Origin of the sequence: Pontibacillus sp. HN14, from assembly GCF_021129245.1 — a bacterium.
GTDB lineage: Bacteria > Bacillota > Bacilli > Bacillales > BH030062 > Pontibacillus.
On sequence record NZ_JAJOLR010000001.1, the window covers coordinates 348,601 to 367,103 of the forward strand.

Below are 18,503 nucleotides of genomic sequence, written 5' to 3' on the forward strand. Positions count from 1 at the left end.
CCCCAAGCACTAGTCAATAAAGACGGCCCCATCTACACTCAAATGTCTCAGCTTTGGATATTGAACGAGCCTATAAAATAACAACACTAAACTATAACAGAGCCTTTTAATTTAAACAGAATTTAACCTTACCCTTCCTTACGTTTAAACGTAGACCTTTACAATGAATGGTGAGGTGATTCGAATGGAGTATATAGTCGAAACGATAAGGTTAACGAAAACGTATAAGCAGGAACATGCAGTGGACAACATTCAATTGCAAATTCCAAAAGGCTCTATTTATGGATTTTTAGGACCAAATGGAGCAGGGAAAACCACCACGATCCGGATGTTATTAGGGTTAATCAAACCAACCTATGGAGAAGTTATGATGTTTAATAAGCCTTTTTTAAAGAACCGAGTGGAACTATTGGGAAAGGTGGGTTCGCTTGTGGAGAACCCTTCCTATTATGGACATTTGAATGCGGTAGAGAATTTAGAAGTTTATCGTACCCTTCTTGAAGTGCCGAAAGAAAGAGTCAAAGAAGTGCTTGAGCTTGTAGGACTTACCTATGCCATGAAGAAGAAAGTTAAGCAATATTCTCTAGGTATGAAGCAGCGTCTTGGTATCGCCATTGCGCTACTTGGGGATCCGGAATTACTCATTCTCGATGAGCCAACAAACGGGCTTGACCCTCAGGGAATTCAAGAAATACGTTCTTTAATTAACGAACTGGTAAAGAAACGTGGCATTACGATACTTGTTTCAAGTCATCTATTAGCTGAGATCGATCAGATGGCCGATTACGTAGGAATCATTTCTAAAGGGAAACTGATCTTTCAAGATCGAATAGAGGTTTTGAGAAAACGGGCCACGGGTGAGGTCAGATTGCGGGTTGGTCAGATGGAGCATGCAAGAAAGGTGGCCTTGGCTCAAGGTGTGCCTGTTAGGATTGATCAGGAACAGTTGGTAATAGAAGAGGTGGATGACACGAAGATGGCCTCCTTAATAACGAGTTTTATTAGGAATGATATACCCGTTTACCGCATTCAAGATCACCATAAATCTCTAGAAGATATTTTCTTAGATGTGGTTCGAAAAGGGGGAGTAAGGGATGTTCAAGAAGCTCTTAATCAGTGATTTCAAGAAATTGAAGAGAAGTTGGATTTGGGTCTTCGTCGTGCTCGGCCCCTTAGGGGTAGTGCTCGTTCAATCCTTAAATTTTGGTCTTCGGTATGACTATATGACAAACACGATGTATAAAGATGATATATGGTCAGGATTAATTCAGGAAGTGTATTATTTTTCTATTGCTGTCATTGTAATTGGAATGGCTCTTATTACGTCTCTTATAGGGGGGATGGAGCATAGGGCAGGGGCTTGGAAGCAACTATTAAGTACTCCGGTAAAGAAAACACATGTTTACCTTTCAAAAGGGGTGATGGGATTCATTCTCTTACTACTCTCTTGTGTTTTATTGGCTTTAGGGACCGCCGGATTAGGAATTCTGTTGCAGTTTGGAACAGCCATACCATGGGTTGAACTTCTTCGTTTCACCTTTTTCCCTTACTTGGCAGCACTGCCGTTTTTCGCTGTCTTCATTTATCTTGCTGTTCATTACAAAAATCAAGGTGTGGTCATTGGAGTAGGTATTCTTTCTCTTGCCGTGATGGGAGTAGGTCCAGCGTGGAGTCCTAGCTCATGGCCGATGCTGCCAGATGAGTGGGTTTCATCTTCTTTAAATGTCCCTTTAGGAATCGCTACAGGGGTATGTCTTATAATCTTAGCTAGTCTTTTATTTGCGAGGGAGGATGTGAACGGATGATTGGAAAAGCAATGCGTGGAGAATTTAAGAAATTAAAACATACGAATATCATCACGATCCTAGTGGCGGCCCCAATGTTGACGAGTCTTTTTGCTTGGTTTTACAACCTCCCATCTCCACCTAATACGGAGTGGGAATCGTTGTACATTAAGCAAGCTCTGTTACATGGGCAATATTTGCTGCCTTTATTGGCATGTTTAATCGCAGCTTACATATGTAAGTTGGATCATGATGAAAGCAGTTGGAAAGCGTGGCTTGTACAACCTTTGAAAAGGTACCATGTATATATAGCAAAAGCAATGGTGGCTCTTCTTTTAGTAGCACTTATACAACTTCTTATGTTCGCTTGTTATCTAATTATGGGCTATATAAAAGGGTATGGAGGCTTATTGCCAGGAGAGATCCTTTTGAGAGGGTATATTGGCGGCTATTTATCCGCAATTCCTCTTATCATGCTGCAATTGTGGGTCTCTTCGGCTTGGAAGAGTTTTGCTGGAGCCATGGGAGTGAATGTCGTATTAACCTTACCTGCTATCTTAATTGCTCAATCACAAACGTATGGCCCCTGGTATCCATGGTCACAGCCGATCTTAGCTATGTTTTTCACTGCAGAGAATGATTCAAGTTTTATCCCTTATGAACAGCTTGTCTATATTATAGGGGGTACTTCCATAGTGTTCTTTTTTATTGGCTTATTGCGCTTTACAAAAAGGGCCTATTAAAAATTTCATGTATCCATTGGTGGAACATTTTATGATAAAGGGCCCATAAAAGAATCGTACCTCTTGAAAGCGGAGACGGTGTAAGATATCTTTTAGGGTCTTCTTTTTCTTTCTGCTGTGATAAGATGAAAAAAAGGCAGGTGACTCCTACATGTGGATACGGAATGCAGAACATAAAGATCTATCCTACATTAATAATATTGAAAATGATGCGATCAGAAACTCTACCGCAATCTTCGACCTAGAAGAAAAAAGCCTCGAGGATAAAGAAAAATGGTTTTCTAACCTTCATGGTATTTATCCTATCCTTGTTGCCGAATGGGAAGAAGAAGTGGCAGGGTATGCTTATTTATCCCCCTATAATGACAAGCTTGCCTATCAGACCACGGCTGAACTCTCTCTTTATGTGAACCGAGACTATAGAGGTTACGGAATTGGTCATGGATTAATGAAAGCATTGTTGGAAAAAGCAAAGGATTATCAATTTCACTCAATTATTTCACTTATAACAGAGGGGAACGAAACGAGTGAGAGGTTACACGAGAAATTTCAGTTTACCCATATCGGAACATTAAAAGAAGTCGGAAATAAGTTTGATGAGTGGCAAAATGTGAAATTATATCAGTGGATAGGAATCGATTAGGAGAGGAACGGTCCATATGATCAGGACAATAGCGATCACAGAAGACCAGCAATTACATACAGATCTCCCTCTAGAAAATTTATCAGAAGAGGGGATTATGTGGTACTGGGTGGATTTTTCAGAACCCACGCCAAGTGAAACCCAAAAGTTGGACACGGTCTTCCAATTTCACCCGTTGGCGATTGAAGATTGTATACATAATTTACAACGCCCAAAATTAGATTATTATGACGAGCACACTTTTTTCGTTATGCACGCCTTGAATGCAAAGACGCTTGAGAAAGAAGAAGTGGATTTATTTAATGGAGATGGGTATATTGTGACGTATCATAAACACGTTTGCCCAGAGCTCGAACAGGTGTGGAATCGGTTATTAAGGGAACGCTCCTTTAAGAGTTGGGATGAATTTCATGTGCTTCATCAGATTTTTGATAAAGTTGTAGATAATTACTTCCCCATTGTCTATGCCATTGAAGACCATATTAACGATATTGAAGATAATACGAAGGAATTATCAATGGAGACATTACTTGAGCAATTATTTGATACGAGGGCAGATTTATTATCGATGCGTCAAACTGTTCATCCTATGAGAGATTTGATGTATCGAATATTAAGTTCTCACAGACTGGACGGGGTCAGGGAGCGTAAGGAATACTTTTCCGATATTTATGATCATCTTTTAAAGGTATCTGAACTTATTGAATCGAATCGGGAAATGACACAGGATATACGTGACAGCTACATGTCACTTAATTCACACGAAACCAATCGTACGATGCAAATTCTAACCGTCATATCGACCATCTTTATGCCACTTACCTTTATCGTTGGGGTATATGGGATGAACTTTGCCTACATGCCTGAACTTGATGAAAAGTATGCTTATTTTGTTGTATTAGCTATTATGTTCGTCATCGCTATCATTATGTTTTTATGGTTCAAACGAAAAGGTTGGTTTGATTAAAAATGGACGAACCGTCAACGACACTATAGTAAGGAAAGCGGGCTCTAGTTTGGAGCCTGCTTTTTTGTGGACATATTTTCACTTAGGGCGTAGAGAAAGTTCCGTCTGCAGGATGAGGCCTATTCATGCGTTGTGCCGTTAAGAAGAATGCAGAATGTCTTTATAATAAAATTACCATCTGATACAAAAACGTTTGGTGGATAATTTTAGAATAAGGATGTGGTCTTAATGGTATTAACAGAGCATGAGATCCGAGATTTAATTGACCAAAGAAAACCGGAGAAGCCATATGTGCGTAAAGATCCGATGAAATATAAGCGAAACGCTACTTGGGTTGAGCGTTGTTTAACGAGTCTTCTGACTCTTATGAAGATGTAGATCTCACAAGGACAGAAGTGGAGGGTGGAGTTCACCTCTGTCCTAACTTTTCCTTCTGTTACTCTATTTAGTCGTAGTAACTAGGGGAGGATCACGGTTTAGTTGAGTTTTTGGTGAATGAAAAATAATAAACTTTAGGGATTCTGGAGTAATACCAATGTTCGCTCAACGTAGTACTAAAGATAAAAGCATACATCTTCCAATCCATGGTACCCCTTCTCTCCACATTCTGTTTACCGTACTATACGCAGTTATAGGTTCGTCTTATGAATTTGAACATGTTCTTTTCTCCGTTCACATATAATAATGACGAAGGAGGGACGGGGATGAGTGCGAGTCTCGGTCTAGTTTGGACGAGTTTGATCATTGGAGTAATAGGTTTATCTCTTCTCTATCGTATTAGCAATAACAATAAAGGATCTATCATGTATGCTGTTGCGATGTTTTTAAGTATTTACTTAGGTATGACCTCCTATTTTGTTGTACACCATTTGTTATTATCCATGCTAATAGGAATGAGCGCGGGGCTGTTGGTGCCGTTTTTGTTTCAACATCCTGATCCAGAACGTGTATTACACAGCGGCATGCAAGCCATTATGGGAGGGATGATGGGAGGTATGCTGAGCGGTATGGTACCCGTGGCCGAATGGGAAATACTCTATAGAGTTGGAACTCTTATTACGTTTAGCTTTGGGTTGTTACTGATTTATAATCTAAAGGTTTCCCATCGTTATATGGCTTGGTTTTATCATCCTATTGCTCTTTTGCTCTTAATGAGCTTGATGGGTGGGGCTGTTTCCCTCTTACATTTACCTGTCCCTGAAATGGTACCAGGGCATACCCATTAGTGAAAAGGATAGCTTTTCTTTTGCCCCTGCAAAAGAAGGGGTGTCTTTTTTTGTTGTCTTATAGAAAGGTTGATTCTTCTCGTTTATAGATATATGGTTATGTAAAAAGGGGGGCGCAGCTTAATGTGGGCTATAAATAGGAAGTGGATGTGGGTGGTTTTATGTGTTTGTTGCTTAACCCTTCATTCGTATGTGGCATTTGCAGCGGTCTCTCCTGAGGAGATTAAAGAAATAAAAAGAGAGTCCTCAGTGGCTCTTAAGGGAGAAGTAGTAAAAGATCGACTTATAAAGGATCAATCTAAGGGAGATTTATATAAGCAAGACAGGGTTATGACTCTTTCCGTTCAGGAGATCACCAAAGGGGAATCTAAATTATCAGACCCATCTACTGTAGATGTCTTTTATCGCTATATTCCCACGTGGCAAAGGAATCAGTATGCCGGTGGCAAAGCCATGGACATTGCTGTTGGCGACGTGATCAAGATTTGGTTAGATCCTGCAGCAGGAAAGTGGGAATCAAGCTCTGGAGGGGACACTGTAGAACATATCATTTATAAAGAGAATCGTTCTGAGCCTTTAAAAGAGCCATTATCCCACCGGGTTCAAGAGAAGATGTCGATTGACTTTTTCACAGAGAATCAAGCCTTTTTTGTTATAGCTCTCTTAAGCATCATTCTTGTCATTGTAGGATTTTTTGGAGTTCAAAACAAAAGGAGCTAAACGCGAGGGATACACCAAACAAAGGAAAGAGGGGAAAAATCATATGAATGATTTCTCCCCTCTTTCTTTTGTTATACCAAAATAGCCTGATCAGGATTGGCTTCATGAAACCTGCGCACGACACAGTTCTCAATTGGTTCTTCACAAATAGACATTATTTTATTGTATGCGTATGTGACGTCTTTCCCATCAAGGATCATGACAAATGGACGGTCTGTATCGTAGTAGAAAAAGAATGAGAGTAATTTAGGTAGGTTGCTAGCGTCTGCAATTAAATGATCTTGATATAAGTATAAATCGTACGAACTGTCTACTATGAAATGATAAATATTCATGACTTCTTCCATGTCAATCCGTTGTTTGAACTGTACTTGGTACGATGTAAGCTGCTCCAAGGTTTTCACCTCTACTTGTTTATTTTCTGTTCTTAGTTTTTGAATACCCTCCATCCCTTAGTTAAAACTTAAAAAGAAATGAAATAGGTCATTTTACCTGGTTGTCCAAGGACTTATAAGGATGATAAAAAGCCCGGGAGACTCCCGGACTCTTGATTAATGCTCGTAAATCATTTTTCTAGTCATTCCACCATCTACGACTAAATTTTCTCCCATTACAAATGAATTCTCTTTATCTGTTAAGTAGAAGCAAGCTTTGACGATATCATCAGGATGCCCTACCCGCTTAGATGGGTGCTGATTATGATCAATGTCGCGAAGCTCATCATAATGGGTCGTTTGAATCCACCCAGGACTAATGGCATTTACTCGAATTTGATAATCACTTAAAGACATGGCCATTGTATATGTTAAAGCTAATATGCCTCCCTTTGAAGCTCCATACGCTTCTGTATGAGGTTCTGCCATTGTTCCCCTAGTAGAGGCCATGTTTACGATTCTTCCATGTATCCCCTGATCTCTCCAATAGGTCGCTATGACTTGAGAAACGATAAAGACACTGCGTAAATTGGTAGCCTGGACGTCATCCCATTCAGATACTGACATCTCGAAGAAATTTGTAAAACGGCTTACTCCGGCATTGTTGATTAAGATGGTAGGACGGTGCCCGTCTTCTAATATGGAGGCAAAGCTTGAGCGAATAGAAGATTCGTCTCGTACGTCGCAAAAATAATAAGAAGCGCTTCCTTCTTCATCGCAAATTTCATTAACAAGTTTCTCGCCATTTCCTTTATCATTATCTAGTACAATCACATTTGCATCTTCTTTCGCATATGCATGAGCTAAAGACTTTCCTATACCATTACTAGCTCCAGTAATAACCACTGTGTCTTTTTTGAAATAATACTCCACGTTTTTCATCTCCTCGTTCTAACTACTACATTCCTATAATACCTTCACTGTTCTTTCCTTAAACGAAGTATTTGTTTATCGCGTCTGTATTTAGGTAAAAAAATAATACAAGGAATTGTCCGAACCCTAAACGTGTGGTATATTATTCTGAAAACAATCGGAGGGATTGCGATGAGAAAAGTAACATTAGTCGATTTATTTAAACACCATATCACTCGGAAATACCTTCGGCGTTCAGGTGTCCATCATGCTGTAACCGCAGCTCATTATGCTTACGAACTGGCGCTAGAAAGAGGAGTGGACGTTGATCAAGCATCGAAAGCTGCGCTTCTTCATGATATTGGACATTATGAATGGTATAACAATGATGGAGAATGGGATTACGACGATTATCGTCAAAATGATATTCATGCTATAAAAGGCGCTGAGCGGGCTCATAAACTTTTAATAAGATTGGGAGAAAACCGTGTCGCCGCAAAGCAAATATCTGTAGCCATTTTGCTCCATACGGACTCCTATTTACCGTTTGAATTAGATGGCAAACAGACTCCTTTACAAGAAGTGGTCACACTGGCTGATAATAAAGACGAGCAACCAAAAGGGATGCATCATTATAAACAGATGGAGATCAGTGAGGCTATCAGGCAGCTCCATCAATTGGATCTAAAGGTTGATCGTGTGCTGGCAAACGACCAGTACCCTGAAGAACAATCAGGGTAATAGACAAATGAGGTGCTCCGTCAATAGAGCATCTTTTTTGTTGGGTCTTCCTTAGGTAATCTTGCACACAAGTTCGACTACCCCTTTCTATGGAAAAAGAATGAGATATTTGTTATGTTACTAGTAAGAAGAAGTTCTTTAGGCCAATAGATATTTAAGAGTTGATACATATCATTTATTACCTGGAATGTGAAAGAAAGGAGGTCTATTATTGAAAACTTTTAAACTGATAAAATTAAATATCCTCAAGGAAAGTGGAGAGGATATCCAAAAAAGGTCGATCCCTCTTATTGATGGTTTGATAATAAATCGAGAAGATGATCAGAACCGTTGGATTATAGAAGCGTATTTGGACAAGCAGTATTTTGAAGAGTTCGAACATTACCAACAAAACGAAGAAGAAATGGTATTAGAAGCTAAAATTACGAAAAGTACAAATCACCCTGCTGTTTTCTTAGTTAAAGTTCTTGATGTAAATGAAATTGGGGAGCACTTTAACGTACTATTTATGGGCACCATTGTTGATCATAAGAAAGATCAAGTAGAGCATATGCTCCGACGGTTGATAGAAGAAGGCTACCAGGGAGAAGAACTGCTGAATGAATTTAAAAATAGAGTAGAACAGGCTGAGGCTGAAAACTCTGTATAATAGGAATAGGATACCCACTGCTTTAGTGGGTATTTTTTGTGAAAATTTTAAATTCCTCTAAGGTACTTGATGTAGCATATAAAACAGCTACAATAATAGATGCTATTATTTCTTAGGATAATGTCAGCGCTTCCTATATTTGTGGCTATAAATAAGTATGCTCTGATCATGATAAAAGTAGATAAGGTTTGTACAGACATTATAATAAATAAGAAAGTAGTTTAAACTATATTATATTTTAAAAAAGAATAGGAATTCTTCAAAAACCAACAAATTAACCGATATAAAGAAAGAATTCTCCTTTTCGTATTGGTATAATAGAATGAATTGCTGGTTTTAGAAGGGATTCTTGTAAGAAAAGGAGAAATTTGAATGTGGATCAGGCATCACAGCTTACGTTGGCTCAACAACTTATCTCCCGTTCAAATCATTGTTTTATTTTACGGATTTGCTGTCTTAACGGCATGTATATTGTTAGGACTTCCTGTCGCCCATCAAGACGGAGTTACAATTCCGTTTATTGATCTTGTTTTTACGGCCGTTAGCGCTGTTTCAGTGACAGGGCTCAGTGTGGTAGATATCTCCGAGACATTTAGTGTAACAGGCGTATTTCTACTCGCTTTTGTTTTGCAGTTTGGTGGTATCGGAATTATGACGCTGGGAACGATGATTTGGATTTTACTAGGTAAAAAGATTGGTCTTAAAGAGCGAAGGCTAATCATGACAGACCATAATCAAACGACGTTCCAAGGTATGGTGCGTTTAATTAAGCAGATTTTATATTTAATTTTTATTATAGAATTTTTAGGATTTATTATCTTAGGCGTTTACTTTATGCAGTATTTTCCTACCTGGTACGAAGCATTCTATCAAGGTCTCTTCGCTTCTATAAGTGCCACGACGAATGCAGGTTTTGATATAACAGGGCAATCTCTTATCCCTTATAAGGATGATTATTTCGTTCAGTTCATCCACATGGGATTAATTGTTCTAGGTGCCATCGGTTTTCCTGTTCTGATTGAAGTAAGAGAGCATCTTTTTGCTTCTAGTGAGGAAAGGAAATTCATGAGATTTTCGCTATTTACAAAGCTAACTACATTTACATTTCTTGCCTTAATTATCGTAGGGACGTTAGTCATTATATTACTTGAAATGAACTACTTCTTTGCTGATAAATCATGGCACGAGATTTTATTCTATGCATTGTTCCAATCCGTTACAACGCGGAGTGCTGGTCTGTCGACAATGGATGTCAATATGTTTACAGAGCAAACGCATATTTTTATGTCCGTACTTATGATTATAGGGGCTTCCCCGAGTAGTGTAGGGGGCGGTATGCGAACAACTTCATTTGCGCTCGTTATTATATTCCTGCTGACATATGCCCGGGGGCAACACCGGATTCGTATTTTTAGAAGAGAAGTTCATGATGACGATTTAATAAAAGCAGTAGTTGTAACGATGTTTGCAGCCATGTCTGTTTTTACCGCCGTCATTATATTAACAATTGCAGAAGATTTCAGTTTAACGCAAATCTTTTTTGAAGTGAGTTCAGCTTTTGGAACAACGGGATTGTCATTAGGAATTACACCTTATTTAACAACCGTTAGTAAAGTAGTCTTAATGGCGCTAATGTTTATAGGAAGAATTGGAATTCTCTCGTTCCTATTTACCTTTAAAAATGAAGAGAAAAAAGGAAACTATCACTATCCTACAGAGCGAATTATTATTGGATAGTCCTAAATTGCAGGGATTAGTTTTGGGAGGAATACGACATGTCAAACCCATCAAGTCAGTCAACCCTTCCCGTTCACTTGGAGCTCCTGGATCATTTCCAGGAGGCGCTCCTTTTTGTGGATGAGGATGGCGAGATCGTAGAGGGGAATCAAGCAGCTAAAGATCTCCTGGATCTTCCGGGCGGGCACCTATCGATCTTTTCCTATTTAGATTTTGAGCACTTAAAAGAGCAAGAAGGTGTTTATGTATCGACAGAGGTATGTGACGGATCAGCACGCCAGTTGCAAGCGAAAATGATTGGTGTAAAGGAGAATAACCGAAAGCTTTATTGTATAATGTTTCATTCTTCCTCTTTTTATGAACCCATTAGTGATTTAAAGAAACAGTTGGGCCAATTAATGGATTCGAGTCTTGAAGGAATCGTTCTACATGATAAAGGAATGATTGTGGAATGTGATGATACATTTGCAACTATTTTAGGTTATGAAAGTGAAGAACTGCTGCAAAAGAGTGTATTTGACATCGTAGACCCTAACCATTATAAGTTTCTGAGAGAGACGATTAACACCATTCCAAAAGAACCTTATGAGATAACAGCAATCTCAAAAGGAGGAAGCCGCATTCACTTAGAAGTCATGGCTCACCCTTATCCATATCATAATAAACTCTTACGCGGTGCTGTTATTCGTGATATTACAGAGCGAGTAGAAAATGAAAAGCGGATTGAGTTTATGGCTTATTATGATGAATTAACCGACTTACCGAATCGTACATATTTTTTGCAAGAACTAATGAGTGTGATTGACCAGGCTTATGAATCTGGGGAAATGTTCGCGGTTTACTTTATGGATATTGATTACTTTAAGCAAATTAATGACACAATGGGGTACGTTTTTGGAGATAAGTTGCTTCAGTCTTGTGCCCTTCGGTTAAAAGGTTTGCAGAATGAACAAACCTTTCTCGCTCGTATGGGCGGGGATGAATTCTTAATTCTTCAACGTCATGTGACCTCAAAAGATAAAGCAGAAATACTTGCTCAAGACATCATTAATCAATTCCAAGATCCTATTCAAATCGATGATTTTGAGTTATTTACGTCTGTAAGTATTGGAATTAGCTTGTATCCTGAAGACGGAAGGGATGCAAACGAGTTAATTAAACATGCCGATTCCGCTATGAATGTTATTAAAGAGCACTACAGAAATGATTATAAAATGTTTGAATCTTCTATTTCTAAAGATTTTAAGACGATCTTAACAATGGAAACAGAGTTACGGAAGGCATTGAAAGAGGGCCAATTTGAGTTACACTACCAACCTCAGAAGAACATTGTAACGGGGAGTATAGTTGGGGTGGAAGCGTTGCTGCGCTGGAATCATCCTAAGGAAGGGTTTATCTCACCAGGTACGTTTATCCCCCTGGCTGAAAAGACGGGATTAATACTAGAAATTGGTGAATGGGTCATGTATGAGGCTTGTCGTCAGAACAAACAATGGCAAGATGAAGGGTACAATCCAATCATAGTCGGGGTGAACTTATCAGCTAAACAATTTCATCAAAATGATCTTGTGGACCGGGTGGCGTCTATTCTTGAGAAAACAGGGCTAGATCCATCGTATCTGGAATTAGAAATTACCGAGAGTATGGCGATGAGTAATGAAGAGGATATTATACAAACGCTCGAAGGTCTGAGGGACTTAGGTGTTTATGTTTCCATTGATGACTTTGGTACTGGCTATTCTTCTTTAAAGTATCTGAGCCGATTCCCTGTAAATAAATTGAAGATTGATAAGGTATTTATACAAAATCGTAAACAAAACGAGGCGATTGTAAAATCGATTATTCATATGTCTCATTCATTGGATATGAAAGTCATTGCCGAGGGTGTGGAAACAGAAGAGCAGCTGACTTTCCTGAAGAATGAGAGCTGTGATGAAATGCAAGGTTTCTTCTATAGCAAACCTCTACCTCCGGCACATCTTAATACCATGTTTCAAAAACTAACCGTTTAACGCAAAAAAAGGCAGTCCCGTATTGGACTGCCTTTTTTATAAGGAACTAGCAGTAAAACGCTGCACCAACGATGATTAGAAGGATGAAAAGTACAACGATCAGCGCAAAGCCGCCTCCGTAGCCGTAGCCACCCTGGCCATATCCGCAACAATACATCCAAATCACCTCCTATCTAGTTCTATATATATGTGATAAGAGCTGAATTCGTATGGACGTATGCCTAGATTGTGTAAGAATTGCTCTTTGGAGAAGCGGATAAGAATTGCATTTGCTTTTCATTAGGACTATAGTAGGCTACTAAAAGATCGGAATGATTTACGATTTTTCCAGTTTTTAAATAATGATGTACATGGAATGGGACAGGGTCAATCATTGAGTGTTTATGGAGATCTCGTTTTGTGAACCTTTCTTTGTGATTGAGGTTGTCCCAAATTTCATTGTACATTTGTTGTTTTTCTTGTTTACTCCAATCATCTTGATGCCAAGTGGTTCTTGGCTTTTGATTGAAATTCCCGTAATAGTCCAGGTTCATAAGACCTTTTACAACCTCAATGTGTTGAGGTGCTTTTATTTGTATAAATTCATATAAGCGGTTGAATAGATCTGTTAACTGGTGACCGATTTTATTCCACTTTTTGTCGTGCCAATATTCACCGAAAGATTGGAAGAAGTCAAAAGGACTCTCAAATACTTCGTTTGTCACATAGTGCACCGTATGGTCCATAAAATGCTTATTCCAATACTTCTCTAAGATATCTTCGACTCGTTTAATCGCTGTAACCTCTGAAAATGATAAAACATGGTTTGAAAGCATCTCATAAGGTGAATGATCCATAAATTCATATTCCCACTTATGTGCATCTCTTCTGAGTCCTGTTCCTCTCAACATCTTTAAAAAGCCTAATTGTAACTCCTCAGGCTTCATTCGAAATACATCGTTAAAGGTTTGTCTAAAGGATGTATAATCTTCCTCAGGCAATCCGGCAATCAAGTCGAGATGTTGAACAACTTTTCCACCTTCGCGGACCATAGTAATTGTTCGTTCTAATTTCTTGAAATTTTGTTTTCGTTTGATTAATTCGTTTGTCTGATCATTAGTAGACTGAACGCCTATTTCAAAACGGAATAGGCCTGCAGGAGCATTCTCATTAATAAACGTTAAGACTTCAGGCCTCATAATGTCAGCCGTAATCTCAAACTGGAAGACTGTTCCTGGCCGATGATTATGAATCAAAAAGTCGAACATTTCTAGTGCATACTTTCGATTAATATTAAACGTCCGATCAAGAAATTTAATCGTTTTAGCCCCATGATCCATCAAATAGGTGATTTCGTCCTTCATTCTCTCAATATCGAAGTATCGAACTCCAAATTCTATCGAGGATAGACAGAACTGGCAAGTGAACGGGCACCCTCTACTTGTTTCTACATAAGTTATACGTTTCGATAAATCTTTTTGGTCTTCTTCAAATCGAAAGGGTGAAGGAATTTCATTTAACGGAAACTTGGGTGAAGGTCCTGTTTCATGAACCTCACCTTGGTCTCTAAATGTTAAACCCGGAATGCTGTGAAGAGGGGTGTTTGCTTCAACGGCATTCAAGACCTTCTTAAACGTTTGCTCCCCTTCTCCCCGAACGATAATGTCGACTTCTTGAATGCGATCCATCCAATAGTCGCTATCATAGCTTACTTCGGGTCCGCCTAAGACAATAACGACATGAGGCATTACTTTTTTCAAGATCGACAAGACTGGTATGGTTTCTTCTATATTCCAAATGTAGCAACTAAAACCCACGACATCAGGGGCTTCTTCATATATAGAACTAGCAATTGAAAGGGCAGGATCGTTAATTGTGAACTCGCGCATCTTAACATCATATTCGGGTTGAGCAGCTGCTTTTAGATAACGAATAGAAAGGGATGTATGAATATATTTTGCGTTCAAAGTAGAAACCATTACGTTCATTATACGGACACTCCTCTAAATTTTTCCTAATCAAATTTTACCATAAGTGGCTGAGAAGAAGGGGAAATACCGAGTGATTCTGTTTCTAAGGTAGAAAGAGAGTAGTGTTCAGGCCCAATTTTCATAATGAAACAGTTTAAAATTGCGGTTCTAGGGAATTGGTTGTATAATGAATGTACAATAAATGTATAACGGTGGGTGAAGATATGAAAAAAATAGCCATTATAGGCGCCGGGCCAGGAGGTTTGGCTTCAGCAATGCTCTTAACAGCGAAAGGATATGACGTTCATGTGTATGAGAAACATAGCGTTGTTGGAGGTAGAAATGCAAAATTAAAACTAGGAGACTATCAGTTTGATGTGGGACCTACATTTTTCAGCATGCCCCATATATTAGAAGAGTTATTTCAAGCTGCGGGTCGAAACCTTCATGACTACATGGATTTAGTCGAACTCGATCCAATGTATGATCTTATATTTGAGGATCAACAGGTAACAATGTACCGAGATCCTGAACGGATGACGTCAGAACTGAGCCAACAATTTCCCGGCAGTGAAGAGGGCTACCATCGTTTTATGAATGAAACGAGAAAACGTATGAATGCTTTAATGCCAATGCTTCAAAATCGTCACCATCGACTTATAGATTATGTACGACCGAGAACCTTAAAAGCTCTTCCTCATTTAGCATTAGGGAAGTCACTCTATGATGTTTTATCTCAATATTTTGACGATGAGCGACTAAAGCTTGCGTTCACATTTCAGGCCAAATACTTAGGGATGTCTCCGTGGGAGTGTCCAGGCGCTTTTTCAATCCTTTCTTATATGGAACACGAATACGGTGTGTTTCACCCAATTGGTGGGGTGAACCAAATATCTGAAGCCATGGCAAAAGTGATTGAGGAATACGGAGGTCACATTCATTTAGATCGAGGCGTGTCCCGATTAATGACGAACGGCAAAAATGTAACAGGCTTGCAACTTGAAGACGGAGAAGTTGTTGAGGCTGATGAGGTTATTGTAAATGCAGATTTTGCTCAGGCAATGGATCAGCTTGTGGATCAAACTGCTCTTAAGAAATATAAGAGCGAGAATCTGGAAAAAAAGAAATACAGCTGTTCCACTTTCATGATGTATTTAGGCATTGATGGGGAGATAAATCTTCCGCATCACAGCATTATATTTTCGGATGATTATAAGAAGAATGTTGAAGAGATTACAAAGTCTCTTGACCTCTCAGATGACCCATCTATTTATGTTCATAACGCTTCCATCACAGATCCGACCTTAGCTCCGAAAGGGAAAACAGCCCTTTACGTATTAGCCCCTGTGCCGAACAATTTCTCAGAAATTGACTGGGACGAGGAGAAAGAAACATTTAGAGATCTTGTCTTAGATGTGCTAAAGGATAAAGGCGGTATTACCATTACTGAAGATCAAATCGAAGAAGAAAAGATCTTAACCCCTAAGGGATGGGAGCAAGACTACAATGTTTACCGAGGGGCTACATTTAATCTTGGGCACCAACTGTCTCAGATGATGTACTTCAGACCGCATAATCGCTTTAATGAATTAAATCACTGCTGGATCGTAGGAGGAGGAACCCATCCTGGAAGTGGACTCCCGACTATATTAGAATCCGCACGTATTACAGCGAATTGGTTAGCAGAAACAGAGGAGGTGAAACAAGCATGACTAGAAGCCTGGCAATCGTAGGAGGAGGTGTAGGAGGGCTTGTAACAGCTCTTTTACTTTCTAAAGATCAAAACTACGATATTACTATATACGAACAAAAAGACCATTTCGGAGGACGTCTCCAGTTTGTTGAGCACGAGGGCTATAAGGTGGATGAAGGGCCAACGATTGTGCTCTTGCCTGAGATGCTTCTCTCCATCTTAGAAGAGGGGGGCATTACAAGAGAAGAGATTCCCCTTGTTGCTTGTGACCCTCTTTATTCGGTTGATTATACAAATGGTGAACAAATGTTGAAGTTTCGAGATATTGAGAAACAGAAGCAGGAAATTGAACGCCTTTATCCTGGAGATGGTGAAGGGTTTGAACGGTTTATTCAAGATATGAAATGGCGATTTCATATGGGTCAACAGCATTTTTTGGAGCAACAATTTGTAAAGAAACGACAGTTCTTCACCCCTAAAAATATTCAAATGCTTGTAAAACTTAGAGCCTATCAACACGTAAAGAAAATGATGAAAAGTTACTTTAAGAGTGAACAACTCCAAAATACGTACGCCCTCCAGACACTTTATATTGGTGGGCATCCAGCAGAGTCTCCTGCGCTTTACTCTCTTGTATCCTATAGCGAACACGAACATGGTATTTGGTACTTGAAGGGTGGATATGCTAGTTTAGTTGATATTTTAATCGGAAAACTCAAGGAGCGTGGCGTCACCTTAAAGACAGGTAGCACAGTGGAACATGTAGGGGTGCGAAATCGACATTGTGATGGAATTGTTGTGAATGGTGATTGGAAAGCATTTGATGATATCGTGCTGAATGGGGACTTTCCTATTATGGATGAACTTCTTCCAAAAGAGAAGAAGTTGAACCGCTCTTATACTCCATCATCTGGTTGTTTTCTTGTTTATATGGGATTAGATCGTAACTATGATCAACCGTCTATTCACAAATTTATTATGAGTGATAACTTTGACCAGCATATGGCAGATGTGTTCCAACATAAGAAATTGCCTGAGGACCCTTCCATTTATACCTTTCATCCATCATTAGTAGATGATTCTCTGGCCCCTGAGGGTAAAGGGGTTCTATATACATTAGTACCGGTGCCTTCAGGAGAGGAATTAGATTGGGAGAATCATAGAGAATCATTTACCGAGATGGTATTAGACCACTTAGAAGCGAGAGGCTACCCGGGGTTACGTGATCATATTGAGTGGATCAAGATAAAAACACCGAAAGAATCTATGAGAGAAGGGTTGTTTGGAGGAGGGAGCTTTGGAATTGCCCCTACTCTGTTCCAATCAGGTGTATTCCGTCCACAACTTAAGCCCTATGAAGTAGACAATGTCTATGCAGTAGGTGCATCGATCCATCCAGGGGGTGGTGTTCCAATCGTTATGCAAGGTGCCAAACTTCTTTCTAATTACCTAAAAGATCATCATATGGTATACTACAACGTAAGTGAGGTGGTCGAAGGTTGATAAATGTTAATAACGCATACTCCCATTGTAAAACCATTATAGAAACGCATTCGAAAACGTTCTCTAAAGCCTTCTCTTTATTGCCAAAAAAGCAAAAAAGAGCCGTCTGGGCGATATACGCCTTTTGTAGAAAAGTCGATGATATAGTAGATGAAGGAAGTGCTCCAAAGAAAGAGTTGGATGAATTTGAAAGACAATTTCATAACTTTTTACAAGGAGAAGTGCCAGAAGATGATCCCATGTGGGTCGCTTTAGAAGATGTTTTCTCTTCGTTCACTATGGACCCTATTCCCTTTCAGGAAATGATTGATGGACAACGGAAAGATATTGATCCTCACGTGGTAGAGACTGAGGATGAACTGTTAACGTATTGTTATCAAGTCGCTAGCACAGTAGGGCTTATGTTGTTGCCTGTTTTAGCACCTGGCAAAGAAGCGGTATTAAGGCAAGGTGCGATTGATCTAGGAAAAGGGATGCAATTGACGAACATTTTAAGAGATATTGGGGAAGACTTAGAAAGAGAACGCCTCTATATTCCTACAACACTACTTAACACGTACGGTTATTCTTATGAACAACTGCGGGAGCATGAAATAAATGAAGCCTTTATTGAAATATGGGAGCATCTAGCGATGAAAGCAGAAATGTATTACGCAAGAGCTCTAGAAACGATTCATGAATACCCGCTCTATTCAAGAACCCCAGTAAAAGGAGCGGCTTATTTATATAAAGCGATCCTACCTTCGATTCGCGACAATCATTATCAAGTATTTAATGAACGGAATTTTGTAAGTGATGACGTGAAAAAGGGTATTCTATCAGATATTCAACTATTAAAGGCGTAAACCAA

Annotated in this window: 19 protein-coding genes; 15 read left to right on the forward strand and 4 right to left on the reverse strand. The window is 39.3% G+C overall.

The window, feature by feature from the left end; translation table 11 throughout:
- Positions 1–184: 184 nt before the first annotated feature.
- From LQ226_RS01775 to LQ226_RS01810, 8 genes are all read left to right on the forward strand, one after another.
- A complete protein-coding gene (locus tag LQ226_RS01775; protein WP_231416123.1) occupies positions 185–1,120 on the forward strand; it encodes an ABC transporter ATP-binding protein in 936 nt (311 codons plus the stop codon).
- A complete protein-coding gene (locus LQ226_RS01780; RefSeq protein WP_231416125.1) occupies positions 1,095–1,805 on the forward strand; it encodes an ABC transporter permease in 711 nt (236 codons plus the stop codon). Before LQ226_RS01775 ends, LQ226_RS01780 begins: the two co-directional genes overlap by 26 nt.
- Positions 1,802–2,527 carry an ABC transporter permease gene (locus LQ226_RS01785; protein WP_231416126.1) on the forward strand — a complete coding sequence of 242 codons (726 nt, stop codon included), beginning with the start codon at positions 1,802–1,804 and terminating at the stop codon, positions 2,525–2,527. Before LQ226_RS01780 ends, LQ226_RS01785 begins: the two co-directional genes overlap by 4 nt.
- Positions 2,528–2,678: 151 nt before the next feature.
- Positions 2,679–3,170 (forward strand): GNAT family N-acetyltransferase, encoded by a 492-nt coding sequence (locus tag LQ226_RS01790; protein ID WP_231416128.1) that lies wholly within the window; start codon positions 2,679–2,681, stop codon positions 3,168–3,170.
- A 16-nt stretch (positions 3,171–3,186) separates the two neighbouring features.
- On the forward strand, positions 3,187–4,137 hold the full coding sequence (gene corA, locus LQ226_RS01795) for a magnesium/cobalt transporter CorA (RefSeq protein WP_231416130.1): 951 nt from the start codon (positions 3,187–3,189) through the stop codon (positions 4,135–4,137).
- Positions 4,138–4,365: 228 nt separating this feature from the next.
- Positions 4,366–4,515: a hypothetical protein gene (locus tag LQ226_RS01800; RefSeq protein ID WP_231416132.1), complete on the forward strand. Its 150-nt coding sequence runs from the start codon at positions 4,366–4,368 to the stop codon at positions 4,513–4,515.
- 326 nt (positions 4,516–4,841) lie between these two features.
- Entirely contained in the window at positions 4,842–5,363 is a 522-nt protein-coding gene (locus LQ226_RS01805) for a hypothetical protein (protein WP_231416134.1), read from the forward strand.
- A gap of 123 nt (positions 5,364–5,486) precedes the next feature.
- The gene (locus LQ226_RS01810; RefSeq protein ID WP_231416136.1) at positions 5,487–6,083 is read left to right on the forward strand and encodes a hypothetical protein; all 597 of its coding nucleotides are present in this window, start codon (positions 5,487–5,489) and stop codon (positions 6,081–6,083) included.
- A gap of 71 nt (positions 6,084–6,154) precedes the next feature.
- On the opposite strand, the gene LQ226_RS01815 is transcribed toward LQ226_RS01810, so the two are convergent.
- Together LQ226_RS01815 and LQ226_RS01820 are read right to left on the reverse strand one after the other, a co-directional pair.
- Entirely contained in the window at positions 6,155–6,478 is a 324-nt protein-coding gene (locus LQ226_RS01815) for a hypothetical protein (protein ID WP_231416137.1), read from the reverse strand.
- Between the two features lie 156 nt (positions 6,479–6,634).
- Positions 6,635–7,390: an SDR family NAD(P)-dependent oxidoreductase gene (locus LQ226_RS01820; protein ID WP_231416138.1), complete on the reverse strand. Its 756-nt coding sequence runs from the start codon at positions 7,388–7,390 to the stop codon at positions 6,635–6,637.
- 171 nt (positions 7,391–7,561) lie between these two features.
- Between LQ226_RS01820 and LQ226_RS01825 the strand changes: the two genes are divergently transcribed.
- From LQ226_RS01825 to LQ226_RS01840, 4 genes are all read left to right on the forward strand, one after another.
- Positions 7,562–8,110 carry an HD domain-containing protein gene (locus LQ226_RS01825; RefSeq protein ID WP_231417547.1) on the forward strand — a complete coding sequence of 183 codons (549 nt, stop codon included), beginning with the start codon at positions 7,562–7,564 and terminating at the stop codon, positions 8,108–8,110.
- A gap of 211 nt (positions 8,111–8,321) precedes the next feature.
- Complete coding sequence (locus tag LQ226_RS01830) at positions 8,322–8,759, forward strand: YwpF-like family protein (RefSeq protein ID WP_231416139.1); 438 nt, start codon at positions 8,322–8,324, stop codon at positions 8,757–8,759.
- A 372-nt stretch (positions 8,760–9,131) separates the two neighbouring features.
- Positions 9,132–10,496 (forward strand): TrkH family potassium uptake protein, encoded by a 1,365-nt coding sequence (locus LQ226_RS01835; protein WP_231416140.1) that lies wholly within the window; start codon positions 9,132–9,134, stop codon positions 10,494–10,496.
- A gap of 38 nt (positions 10,497–10,534) precedes the next feature.
- Complete coding sequence (locus tag LQ226_RS01840) at positions 10,535–12,508, forward strand: sensor domain-containing protein (RefSeq protein ID WP_231416141.1); 1,974 nt, start codon at positions 10,535–10,537, stop codon at positions 12,506–12,508.
- A gap of 46 nt (positions 12,509–12,554) precedes the next feature.
- Here the strand turns inward: LQ226_RS01840 and LQ226_RS01845 are convergent, their stop codons facing one another.
- Both LQ226_RS01845 and LQ226_RS01850 read right to left on the reverse strand, forming a co-directional pair.
- Positions 12,555–12,665: a YjcZ family sporulation protein gene (locus LQ226_RS01845; protein ID WP_231416142.1), complete on the reverse strand. Its 111-nt coding sequence runs from the start codon at positions 12,663–12,665 to the stop codon at positions 12,555–12,557.
- A 64-nt stretch (positions 12,666–12,729) separates the two neighbouring features.
- Positions 12,730–14,475, reverse strand: a complete 1,746-nt coding sequence (locus LQ226_RS01850; protein WP_231416143.1) for a B12-binding domain-containing radical SAM protein — start codon at positions 14,473–14,475, stop codon at positions 12,730–12,732.
- A gap of 206 nt (positions 14,476–14,681) precedes the next feature.
- Here LQ226_RS01850 and LQ226_RS01855 point away from each other — a divergent pair, with 206 nt between their 5' ends.
- The 3 genes from LQ226_RS01855 to LQ226_RS01865 are packed head-to-tail and all read left to right on the forward strand — an operon-like array spanning position 14,682 to position 18,498.
- The gene (locus tag LQ226_RS01855) at positions 14,682–16,169 is read left to right on the forward strand and encodes a phytoene desaturase family protein (RefSeq protein WP_231416144.1); all 1,488 of its coding nucleotides are present in this window, start codon (positions 14,682–14,684) and stop codon (positions 16,167–16,169) included.
- On the forward strand, positions 16,166–17,653 hold the full coding sequence (locus tag LQ226_RS01860) for a phytoene desaturase family protein (protein WP_231416145.1): 1,488 nt from the start codon (positions 16,166–16,168) through the stop codon (positions 17,651–17,653). The genes LQ226_RS01855 and LQ226_RS01860 overlap by 4 nt, the downstream gene beginning before the upstream one ends.
- Complete coding sequence (locus LQ226_RS01865; protein WP_231416146.1) at positions 17,650–18,498, forward strand: phytoene/squalene synthase family protein; 849 nt, start codon at positions 17,650–17,652, stop codon at positions 18,496–18,498. Before LQ226_RS01860 ends, LQ226_RS01865 begins: the two co-directional genes overlap by 4 nt.
- The last annotated feature ends 5 nt before the right edge of the window (positions 18,499–18,503 follow it).

Coding starts and splice junctions, on each gene's coding strand:
- LQ226_RS01775 (WP_231416123.1), top strand. CDS start 185: ATGGAGTATATAGTCGAAACGATAAGGTTAACGAAAACGTATAAGCAG.
- LQ226_RS01840 (WP_231416141.1), top strand. CDS start 10,535: ATGTCAAACCCATCAAGTCAGTCAACCCTTCCCGTTCACTTGGAGCTC.
- LQ226_RS01850 (WP_231416143.1), bottom strand. CDS start 14,475: ATGAACGTAATGGTTTCTACTTTGAACGCAAAATATATTCATACATCC.
- LQ226_RS01790 (WP_231416128.1), top strand. CDS start 2,679: ATGTGGATACGGAATGCAGAACATAAAGATCTATCCTACATTAATAAT.
- LQ226_RS01860 (WP_231416145.1), top strand. CDS start 16,166: ATGACTAGAAGCCTGGCAATCGTAGGAGGAGGTGTAGGAGGGCTTGTA.
- LQ226_RS01800 (WP_231416132.1), top strand. CDS start 4,366: ATGGTATTAACAGAGCATGAGATCCGAGATTTAATTGACCAAAGAAAA.
- LQ226_RS01825 (WP_231417547.1), top strand. CDS start 7,562: ATGAGAAAAGTAACATTAGTCGATTTATTTAAACACCATATCACTCGG.
- LQ226_RS01855 (WP_231416144.1), top strand. CDS start 14,682: ATGAAAAAAATAGCCATTATAGGCGCCGGGCCAGGAGGTTTGGCTTCA.
- LQ226_RS01805 (WP_231416134.1), top strand. CDS start 4,842: ATGAGTGCGAGTCTCGGTCTAGTTTGGACGAGTTTGATCATTGGAGTA.
- LQ226_RS01845 (WP_231416142.1), bottom strand. CDS start 12,665: ATGTATTGTTGCGGATATGGCCAGGGTGGCTACGGCTACGGAGGCGGC.
- LQ226_RS01810 (WP_231416136.1), top strand. CDS start 5,487: ATGTGGGCTATAAATAGGAAGTGGATGTGGGTGGTTTTATGTGTTTGT.
- LQ226_RS01835 (WP_231416140.1), top strand. CDS start 9,132: ATGTGGATCAGGCATCACAGCTTACGTTGGCTCAACAACTTATCTCCC.
- LQ226_RS01780 (WP_231416125.1), top strand. CDS start 1,095: ATGTTCAAGAAGCTCTTAATCAGTGATTTCAAGAAATTGAAGAGAAGT.
- corA (WP_231416130.1), top strand. CDS start 3,187: ATGATCAGGACAATAGCGATCACAGAAGACCAGCAATTACATACAGAT.
- LQ226_RS01785 (WP_231416126.1), top strand. CDS start 1,802: ATGATTGGAAAAGCAATGCGTGGAGAATTTAAGAAATTAAAACATACG.